The sequence below is a fragment of the Celeribacter baekdonensis genome, from assembly GCF_900102315.1.
GTDB classification, from domain to species: domain Bacteria; phylum Pseudomonadota; class Alphaproteobacteria; order Rhodobacterales; family Rhodobacteraceae; genus Celeribacter; species Celeribacter baekdonensis.
The window spans coordinates 1-3934 of the sequence record NZ_FNBL01000031.1; the positions used below are offsets into that span (position 1 = coordinate 1).

Below are 3934 nucleotides of genomic sequence, written 5' to 3' on the forward strand. Positions count from 1 at the left end.
ACACTGGACACTGGACACTGGACACTGGACAGATAACACTTGACCCGCAACACGCGACAAGAGACAACCAACAGGCAACAGTTACCACGCGACAGGCGACAAGAGACAAGCGACAAGCGACAGTCAACCCAGAACACCGGACAAGCAACACTGAACAATCAACACTGAACATGAGGCCGAGCAATGCCGAACGAAAACATGAAAGTCATCACCGTCATGACGCGCAAAGGCGGCGCCGGAAAGACGATGCTGGCCCGCGCCCTGACGAGTGCAGCTATGAACGCAGGCAAGAAATGCCTTGTCCTAGATGCTGACCCGCAACAAGCCTTGTTTCGATGGGCTGAGAAGCTGAAGATCGAAGACCCGAATTTCACCATCGAAGAGCTGAAGTCACCCGAAGCATTCGAGGCGCGGGTGGATGCTGCCTGGGAAGAAGGATCAACGGATTTCGTCTTCGTTGACACGCTTGGGGCCGCTGGTGCTTGGGCCGACGATCTTGCGGCCTTCAGCGACATTCTTGTGGTTCCCATGATGCTGTCCAACGACGACATGGAAATCACGCAAGACACCCACAAATGGTATGTTGACCTCCGGGGAAGGACCGAAGATCCGGAAAACCTGCCGACCTTCCATGTCGTTCTTTCCAGCGTTCCCGCACGGATGAGTAAAACCGAACAGCAACTTGAGCTGGAAGCGGTTCAATCCTTCCCGGTCGTCCAGAACTACTTCATGGAGCGCAAACAGCATAAAGACGCCGCTAGCCTCGGATTTCTCCACTATCTCGCTGAGGCACGACGCAACGATCCGAACCCTCTGCTGCGCACCCACGCAAAGCACTATGAAGAGGCTCTGGACGAAGCACTGGCGATCCTTCAGGACATTGGAGGGATCGCATAATGGCCCGAAAGCAACGTCCGAACATCAAGGGCTTCAACCCTGAATACACCACCAATTTCGGAACCACTCGCGAAAGCACCGGAACCTTCGCAGCCGAGATCCCGAAACCCTCCGCTCCCGTGGAACCGGCGGCTAAACAAACGCCAGTTCCTGCGAAACCTGATCCTGAAACCGACACTCCCTCTGCCAGCAAGCCCAAAGCTGATAAGCCCGCTCGCGCGCGCGTGGAGAAAGATCGAGAACCTCAGGCCCCCAATGCACCAAAGCCCGCCGCCGAAAAACGGGAAACGCGCCTCGACGCTGCTGTGAAGGTCGATCAGGGCAAGAAGCTCGATGCTCTGGAAGGGCAGGGGATCGCGGCCCGCGATGTGATCGTGCTTGCCGGACGCCGGGCAACGGCCAGGTTCGAGCTGAAGGCCAAATACATCGAAAAGCCCGAGGCAGATCGCCTCCCAATGCGTGAAGGCTACCACACAACGAAACGGCTCCCCGCGAACATCCTGGACGATCTGCGCGAAAAGCATGATCCGCTTCGTCTCCAATCCGATAGCGCGATGGTGCGGGGCCAGTTCGAACCCGTGTTCTGGACCTGCCTTGATGAAGTCATCGAAGAGCTTCGCCAGAATAAGGATTAGAAGACGCGGCAAGCCGCGTCACGTTGTTGCATAGAAGGGGGAAGGAGTTTCGGCTTCCTTCCCCCTGAAGCAAAATAGACAGGGCCGTGTCCTCGGCTGCGCCTGCGGGCCGCACCACCCCTGTCGATTTTGCTTCACCCCCATCCTCTCACGCTCGCCGCTCGGCAGGGGTAAGCGGGCGCTTACCCTCCCTTCAATGATGAAGAAGGCGCGGGAACGGGGCGCTCCGTGGATCAAAAAAACGGAGTGAAAACCATGCCGAGGCAAAAAAGACTGGAAGCGAAAGCAATCAAGCGCATCCTCGATGCCAGGACGCGCGAAATCGTCGGATGGCTCTACGAGTGGAACACCGGCGAGATACTTCCACGCTGGAAGGACGGGCGTAGGGAAAATGTCATCTATGAGTAAGACACCAATGTTTTCGCTGTCGGCCGAGGAAGACGGGCGAAGCCTTGGCACGGTCTACTCGACCAGCTCGAAGACCCTGCGCGAGTTTGGCGCGGCTTACATGCGCGATCCGAAGACGCGCGGGGAAATCACCTTGAAGAACCCCGAGGGGCGCGCGGTTGCCTCTTTCGACGTGTGGCAAGACAAATGGTCGGAAACCGCCGAAACCTTTGAATAATCTTCCCTTTTTGTTCCAAAAATGCTAGGCTGTCTTCTAAAAGGAGGCAGCCTATGCAGTTTCATAAAGCATTGATTTGCAGCGCAATTATTCTGACCGCATCGCCCGCTGTGGCAAGTGCCTGGGAACATGAACATGAGCGCGGGGTCGATCTCTACCGGACGGAGAATGCGGGCGTGGTCGTCTCGCTGGTTTGTGATCCGAACACGGTCTATGGGACCACGGAAAGCGCCGTCCTGATCGAAGCCGGCGACAACCCCGACCTGTCGGCCGAGGTGGGCTTCAGCTTTCCCGATGGCAACAGGATCGGCGCGGCAATGGTGCATGGGCGCTACGGAAAAGCGACGGCCAACCCCGTGGAATGGGAAACTCTACTCGCCGGATTCCGCGCGCATCAGACAGTCACGGTTACGATTGGCGACAGCTCGACCGAGGTTGAGCTTGGCGATCCCATGCCCTTCACCTGCCTCTGACCTTGCGCCTGCGAAAGCAGGCTCGGCGCGAAGCGCCGGGCGGGGCCGGGGCCGCGCGCAAGCGTGGCCCCGGCCCCGTCAAACATAGCACCAGGGCAAAGGAAACCCCCGCCGGGGGCGGGGGCTGACAGGTTCAAAGCTCGATGCCGGGGCGCAAGTTGCCGTCTTGGTCCAGCCATTGCCGCGCCTCGGCGCAAGCGTAGCAGATGCAAGAGCCCTCGCCCTCGATCGTCACCGGCGCGAAATAGACAGGCGGGTTTATCCTGCCGCATTTGCGGCAGGACAGGCGGGGCAGGGTGTGGGGGCCGCTCATGCGGCCACCTGCTTTTCACCCTCGGAGACGCGGGCCTTTTCGTTGATGTAGTCCACGGCCTTCTGTGCCTCGGCGGCAGCCTTGAAAATCATTTCCTTGTCGGATTTCAGGGCCTCAAGCCATCCCTCGACATAGGCCGCGCTCTGGTCAAACTGCGGCTCGACGCCAAGCTGAACGGCAAGGAAACATGCGCCGATCTCGGCCACCAGCTCGTCAAATGCGTATTCCTTACGGTTCGCATGGGCCTTCTGGGTGGCAAGGCGCTTTTCGCCGCAAGCCCAATGGGTCAGCTCGTGGGCAAGTGTCCCGTAGTATCCGGCGGCGCTGTAAAACGTCGCAATCGGAGGCATATGCACATGGTCTTTCGTCGGGTGGAAATAGGCGCGCGGTTCCTCCGTGGTGATGATTTCCGCCCCGCTGCGGGCAAAGAAAGCGTCAAGCTCGGCGTCGGCCTCCGTGCCAAGATCGCGGGGCGGTTCCGGGCGGATGTAGTAGGCTTCCGGCAAGCCCTCGATCTGGTCGGCATTGAAAACATTGTTGGTCTTGGCAAACCGGATGCGGCGTTTGCCGTCCTCGCCCTCTGCCGCGTTCTCGTCCTCGCGCTCAATCGAGCCATAGAAAACAGATTTCGTCGCCTTCTCGCCCTTTTTCACGCAACCGCCAAGCTCAAGGGCCTGTTTGAAGGTCATCCAGCGCGCGGAATTGTAGCCGCGAACATGCGCGGTCGCCCAAAGCATCAGAATGTTGATGCCTTGATAGGAATCGCCATTGTGCCGCAAGGGAAAGCTCGCACCGCTCATGTCGCCAGTCCACGGCTTGCGCCACGGCGGGGTGCCCGCCTCGATCTGCGCAATGATCGTGTCGGTGACGTGCTGCTTGATGTCAAAACGCTCTTTAGCCATGTCTGGCCTCCTTGTGGTGATGCCCTATCCGGTCTGGTGCCGAAAATTGGGGCGGGGTTTCTGGCGAGGTCCGCTGCAAGCGGCCCTCT

7 protein-coding genes are annotated in these 3934 nt (G+C 59.1%); 5 read left to right on the forward strand and 2 right to left on the reverse strand.

Annotation, left to right across the window (positions count from 1 at the left end; translation table 11 throughout):
• Positions 1-183 precede the first annotated feature (183 nt).
• The 5 genes from BLT54_RS21815 (at position 184) to BLT54_RS21830 (ending at position 2630) form a co-directional block, all read left to right on the forward strand.
• The gene (locus BLT54_RS21815; RefSeq protein ID WP_074647531.1) at positions 184-897 is read left to right on the forward strand and encodes an AAA family ATPase; all 714 of its coding nucleotides are present in this window, start codon (positions 184-186) and stop codon (positions 895-897) included.
• Positions 897-1532, forward strand: coding sequence for a hypothetical protein (locus BLT54_RS21820; RefSeq protein ID WP_074647532.1), 636 nt, complete (start codon positions 897-899; stop codon positions 1530-1532). Before BLT54_RS21815 ends, BLT54_RS21820 begins: the two co-directional genes overlap by 1 nt.
• A gap of 228 nt (positions 1533-1760) precedes the next feature.
• Positions 1761-1940, forward strand: coding sequence for a hypothetical protein (locus BLT54_RS22440; RefSeq protein ID WP_127562610.1), 180 nt, complete (start codon positions 1761-1763; stop codon positions 1938-1940).
• The gene (locus BLT54_RS21825; protein WP_143026922.1) at positions 1933-2157 is read left to right on the forward strand and encodes a hypothetical protein; all 225 of its coding nucleotides are present in this window, start codon (positions 1933-1935) and stop codon (positions 2155-2157) included. The genes BLT54_RS22440 and BLT54_RS21825 overlap by 8 nt, the downstream gene beginning before the upstream one ends.
• 53 nt (positions 2158-2210) lie before the next feature.
• Positions 2211-2630, forward strand: a complete 420-nt coding sequence (locus tag BLT54_RS21830; RefSeq protein WP_074647534.1) for a hypothetical protein — start codon at positions 2211-2213, stop codon at positions 2628-2630.
• A 133-nt stretch (positions 2631-2763) separates the two neighbouring features.
• Here BLT54_RS21830 and BLT54_RS21835 read toward each other — a convergent pair whose 3' ends face one another.
• Positions 2764-2943: a hypothetical protein gene (locus BLT54_RS21835; protein ID WP_074647535.1), complete on the reverse strand. Its 180-nt coding sequence runs from the start codon at positions 2941-2943 to the stop codon at positions 2764-2766.
• Positions 2940-3845, reverse strand: coding sequence for an ArdC family protein (locus tag BLT54_RS21840; protein WP_074647536.1), 906 nt, complete (start codon positions 3843-3845; stop codon positions 2940-2942). Before BLT54_RS21840 ends, BLT54_RS21835 begins: the two co-directional genes overlap by 4 nt.
• Between the last annotated feature and the right edge of the window lie 89 nt (positions 3846-3934).